Below are 4,438 nucleotides of genomic sequence, written 5' to 3'. Positions count from 1 at the left end.
ATTTGCCAGCCCTTAAACAAAGGGTTAATTTTCATACATATAGTATAGTATGCCAACAATTTCACAATTAGTACGAAAAGGAAGGTCCACGATTACCAAGAAGAGTAAATCGGCGGCTTTGGATTCGTGTCCCCAGCGAAGGGGTGTTTGTACGCGTGTTTACACAACTACACCGAAAAAACCGAACTCGGCCATGAGAAAAGTGGCTCGTGTTCGATTAACTAACGGTAAAGAGGTGAACGCTTACATACCCGGAGAAGGACACAACCTCCAAGAGCACTCGATAGTATTGGTAAGGGGCGGAAGGGTGAAAGATTTGCCAGGTGTTCGATATCACATCGTTCGGGGTGCCTTAGATACCGCAGGTGTTGCCGGTAGAACCCAACGAAGATCGAAATACGGAGCAAAACGACCCAAAAATTAAAAGAGGTACGAGGTATAAAGGTTATTAGAGGTAAGAAGTTGTATTGGAGACTTCAACCTGTAACTTGCAACCTTCACCCTGAAACTTGTAAGAATGAGAAAAAAACAGGCAAAAAAAAGACCGTTGTTGCCGGATCCCCGGTTCAACGATCAGTTGGTCACACGTTTCGTGAACATGATGATGTGGGACGGTAAAAAATCCGTCGCTTTTAGTGTGTTTTATGATGCGATGGACATTGTAGAGGAAAAAAAGACCGATGAGGAAAAAACGTCCTTGGAACTTTGGAAGGATGCCCTTTCCAACGTTATGCCCCACGTTGAGGTGCGGAGCAGAAGGGTAGGGGGCGCTACGTTCCAGATTCCTATGCAAATCCGTCCGGATAGAAAGATTTCTACGGCTATGAAGTGGTTGATCAGCTATTCGAGAAAGCGTAACGAAAAGGGAATGGCCCAAAAGTTGGCCGGCGAAGTCCTCGCCGCTTCGAAAGAGGAGGGCGCCGCGGTCAAAAAACGTGTCGATACACATAAAATGGCAGAGGCCAATAAGGCTTTCTCCCACTTTAGATTTTAAACATAGTTATATAATTTGGGTTATATGCTATAAATAGGTATAGTGGCATTCCTTTTTTTTTGGAGTTCCTTGAGTAGAATAGCCAAACACAGTTAAGTCAAAAATGGCAAGAGATTTAAAATATACACGAAATATTGGTATCGCAGCACATATCGATGCCGGAAAAACTACGACTACCGAGCGTATCCTTTTTTATACAGGGGTAAGTCATAAAATTGGTGAGGTGCATGATGGTGCCGCAACGATGGATTGGATGGAGCAGGAGCAGGAGCGAGGTATTACCATTACCTCCGCGGCTACGACCTGTTCGTGGACTTTTCCCATGGAGAATGCTCAGCCTACCGAGGATGCCAAGGACTATCACTTTAACATTATCGATACCCCCGGGCACGTTGATTTTACCGTTGAGGTAAACCGTTCGCTACGGGTGCTCGATGGTTTGGTCTTTTTGTTCAGTGCGGTCGATGGTGTTGAGCCACAGTCAGAAACGAACTGGAGGCTGGCCGATAACTATAAGGTGCCAAGAATTGCCTTTGTTAACAAGATGGACCGTCAGGGTTCTGATTTTCTTGGCGTAGGTAAGCAAATTCGAGAGATGTTGAAATCCAACGCAGTGCCGATCGTATTGCCGATCGGTGACGAGGCCGACTTCAAGGGTATCGTGGATTTGGTGAAAAACCGTGCCGTTGTTTGGCACGAAGATAATTTCGGTGCGACGTTTGACGTAATCGATATCCCGGAAGAAATGAAAGCCGAGGTAAAAGAACATCGTGCGACCCTTATTGAAGCGGTCGCAGAATACGATGAGCATCTGATGGAAAAGTTTTTCGAGGATGAAGATTCTATCACCGAAGATGAAGTGCATGCAGCTTTAAGGGCGGCAGTTATGGATATGAGTATTATTCCAATGATCTGTGGCTCGTCCTTTAAAAATAAAGGGGTTCAGTTTTTGTTGGATGCCGTTTGTAGATATTTGCCTTCCCCAATGGATAAGGAGGCTATTATTGGTATCAATCCCGATACCGAAAAAGAAGAGAAAAGGAGGCCTGATTTAAAGGAACCTTTCGCAGCATTGGCCTTTAAGATTGCTACCGATCCATTCGTTGGAAGGTTGGCATTTTTTAGGGCGTATTCAGGTAAATTGGATGCGGGATCCTACGTTTTGAACAACCGATCGGGAAACAAGGAGCGTATTTCTAGGATTTACCAAATGCATTCCAACAAACAGAATGCCGTTGATTCCATCGGCGCCGGTGATATCGGTGCAGCCGTTGGATTTAAGGATATCAAGACCGGGGATACCCTCTCCGACGAGAAGCATCCCATTGTTTTGGAGAGCATGAACTTTCCAGATCCCGTTATCGGTATCGCCGTCGAACCTAAGACCAAGGCGGATGTCGATAAATTGGGGATGGCTCTTGGTAAACTGGCCGAAGAGGACCCCACTTTTCAGGTAAAGACCGACGAAGCTTCCGGCCAAACCATTATTTCCGGTATGGGCGAGCTGCATTTGGATATTATTGTCGATCGTCTGCGCCGTGAATTTAAAGTAGAGGTGAATCAGGGTGAGCCCCAGGTAGAATACAAAGAAGCCTTGACCAGGGCTGCCGATCACAGGGAAGTTTACAAGAAACAGTCCGGTGGTCGTGGCAAGTTTGCCGATATTGTCTTTACTATCGAACCTAGCGACAATCCGGAGTTAACAGGATTGGAATTTGTCAATTCGATCAAAGGCGGTAACATCCCTAGGGAATTTATCCCATCCGTGGAAAAAGGATTCAAACAGGCGATGCAGAACGGTCCCCTTGCCGGGTTTGAAATGGATAGTATGAAGGTGACCCTTCGTGATGGTTCTTTTCACGCGGTGGATTCCGATTCGCTATCTTTCGAGTTGGCGGCAAAAATGGGGTATAAGGCGGCTGCAAAAGCGGCACGTGCCGTACTTATGGAGCCGATCATGAAGATAGAGGTCTTGACCCCGGAAGAAAACATGGGTGATATCGTTGGAGATTTGAACCGAAGAAGGGGAACGATTTCCAATATGGGCGATAGGGCAGGTGCCAAGGTAATCAAAGGTGAAGTGCCGTTATCGGAAATGTTCGGTTATGTTACTTCCTTGAGGACGCTGTCATCCGGTAGGGCAACATCGACCATGGAGTTTTCGCACTATGCCGAGACCCCATCGAATATAGCGGAAGAAGTGATCAAGGCGGCCAAAGGGATAACCGCGTAAGAGAAGAATAGAAAACGAACAATACAATAGCAGACTAAAGAGACAAGAACCAAGACCCTATCGCGATAGATTTGAACTTGTACTTGCACTTGAACTTTAAAAGATGAGCCAAAAAATTAGGATAAAACTAAAGTCGTACGATCACAACTTGGTGGACAAGTCCGCCGAGAAAATCGTAAAGACGGTAAAGACGACAGGAGCCGTGGTTACAGGGCCTATTCCTTTGCCTACACATAAAAAAATTTTTACGGTATTGCGTTCTCCGCACGTTAATAAAAAATCGAGGGAGCAATTCCAGTTGAGTTCGTACAAACGACTTTTGGACATTTACAGCTCTTCTTCAAAAACTATTGATGCCCTCATGAAGTTGGAACTTCCAAGTGGGGTCGAGGTGGAGATCAAGGTGTGATAGTTTTGGATTCAGAATGCTGAATTCAGACGTTTTAGACATGTCCTAAGCTGCGAGCAAAGGAAAGACGGAAACAAAAAATCATTCGGGGTCGGATAATTTTTGGCCCTGTTTTTTTTGTCCGAAAAATGGAGAGTAACAAGGGAGTAATATAAACGGAGGATAGGTTTGGTTTCGCCGAAAGGAAAAATCTAAAATCTAAAGTCCAAAATCTAAAATTTAATTATGTCTGGGTTAATAGGAAAAAAAGTAGGCATGACCAGCATCTTTGACGAGAACGGAAAGAATGTTCCGTGTACCGTTATCGAAGCAGGGCCATGTGTGGTTACCCAAGTCAGAACCGAGGAAGTTGATGGCTATATTGGTCTTCAATTGGGTTTCGATGACAAGACGGAGAAACGTGCGAACCAGGCCGAAATCGGTCATTTTAAAAAGGCAGGTACTACTCCTAAGAAAAAAGTCGTCGAGTTCCAAGGTTTTCAGGGGAAATACAAATTAGGCGATACCTTGGGTGTCGATATTTTTGTAGAAGGCGAATTCGTAGACGTCGTAGGCACTTCGAAAGGTAAAGGTTTTCAGGGTGTGGTAAAGCGTCACGGTTTTAGGGGTGTGGGACAATCGACCCATGGCCAGCATAACCGATTGCGTGCTCCCGGTTCTATCGGTGCGGGATCAGATCCCTCACGGGTTTTCAAGGGTATGCGAATGGCCGGCCGTATGGGCGGTGATCGAGTTACCGTCCAAAACCTACGGGTTTTGAAAGTAGTGCCCGAAAAGAATCTTCTCGTGGTAAAAGGTGCAG

Annotated in this window: 5 protein-coding genes; all 5 read left to right on the top strand. The window is 45.6% G+C overall.

The window, feature by feature from the left end; genetic code table 11:
• Positions 1-49: 49 nt before the first annotated feature.
• Positions 50-424, top strand: coding sequence for a 30S ribosomal protein S12 (rpsL, locus tag ACEW8S_RS17145; protein WP_373519338.1), 375 nt, complete (start codon positions 50-52; stop codon positions 422-424).
• A 93-nt stretch (positions 425-517) separates the two neighbouring features.
• Positions 518-994 carry a 30S ribosomal protein S7 gene (rpsG, locus tag ACEW8S_RS17140; protein WP_373519337.1) on the top strand — a complete coding sequence of 159 codons (477 nt, stop codon included), beginning with the start codon at positions 518-520 and terminating at the stop codon, positions 992-994.
• A 103-nt stretch (positions 995-1,097) separates the two neighbouring features.
• Positions 1,098-3,227: an elongation factor G gene (fusA, locus tag ACEW8S_RS17135; RefSeq protein WP_373519336.1), complete on the top strand. Its 2,130-nt coding sequence runs from the start codon at positions 1,098-1,100 to the stop codon at positions 3,225-3,227.
• Between the two features lie 103 nt (positions 3,228-3,330).
• Positions 3,331-3,636 (top strand): 30S ribosomal protein S10, encoded by a 306-nt coding sequence (rpsJ, locus tag ACEW8S_RS17130; RefSeq protein WP_007094989.1) that lies wholly within the window; start codon positions 3,331-3,333, stop codon positions 3,634-3,636.
• A 225-nt stretch (positions 3,637-3,861) separates the two neighbouring features.
• On the top strand, positions 3,862-4,438 hold a 577-nt coding region (gene rplC / locus ACEW8S_RS17125; RefSeq protein WP_373519335.1), incomplete at its 3' end, for a 50S ribosomal protein L3.

Origin of the sequence: Pricia sp., from assembly GCF_041745955.1 — a bacterium.
GTDB lineage: Bacteria > Bacteroidota > Bacteroidia > Flavobacteriales > Flavobacteriaceae > Pricia.
The sequence above is the reverse complement of the archived record's forward strand: the minus strand, read 5'-3'. Positions and strand labels throughout refer to the sequence as shown.

Coding starts and splice junctions, on each gene's coding strand:
- rpsL (WP_373519338.1), top strand. CDS start 50: ATGCCAACAATTTCACAATTAGTACGAAAAGGAAGGTCCACGATTACC.
- rpsG (WP_373519337.1), top strand. CDS start 518: ATGAGAAAAAAACAGGCAAAAAAAAGACCGTTGTTGCCGGATCCCCGG.
- fusA (WP_373519336.1), top strand. CDS start 1,098: ATGGCAAGAGATTTAAAATATACACGAAATATTGGTATCGCAGCACAT.
- rpsJ (WP_007094989.1), top strand. CDS start 3,331: ATGAGCCAAAAAATTAGGATAAAACTAAAGTCGTACGATCACAACTTG.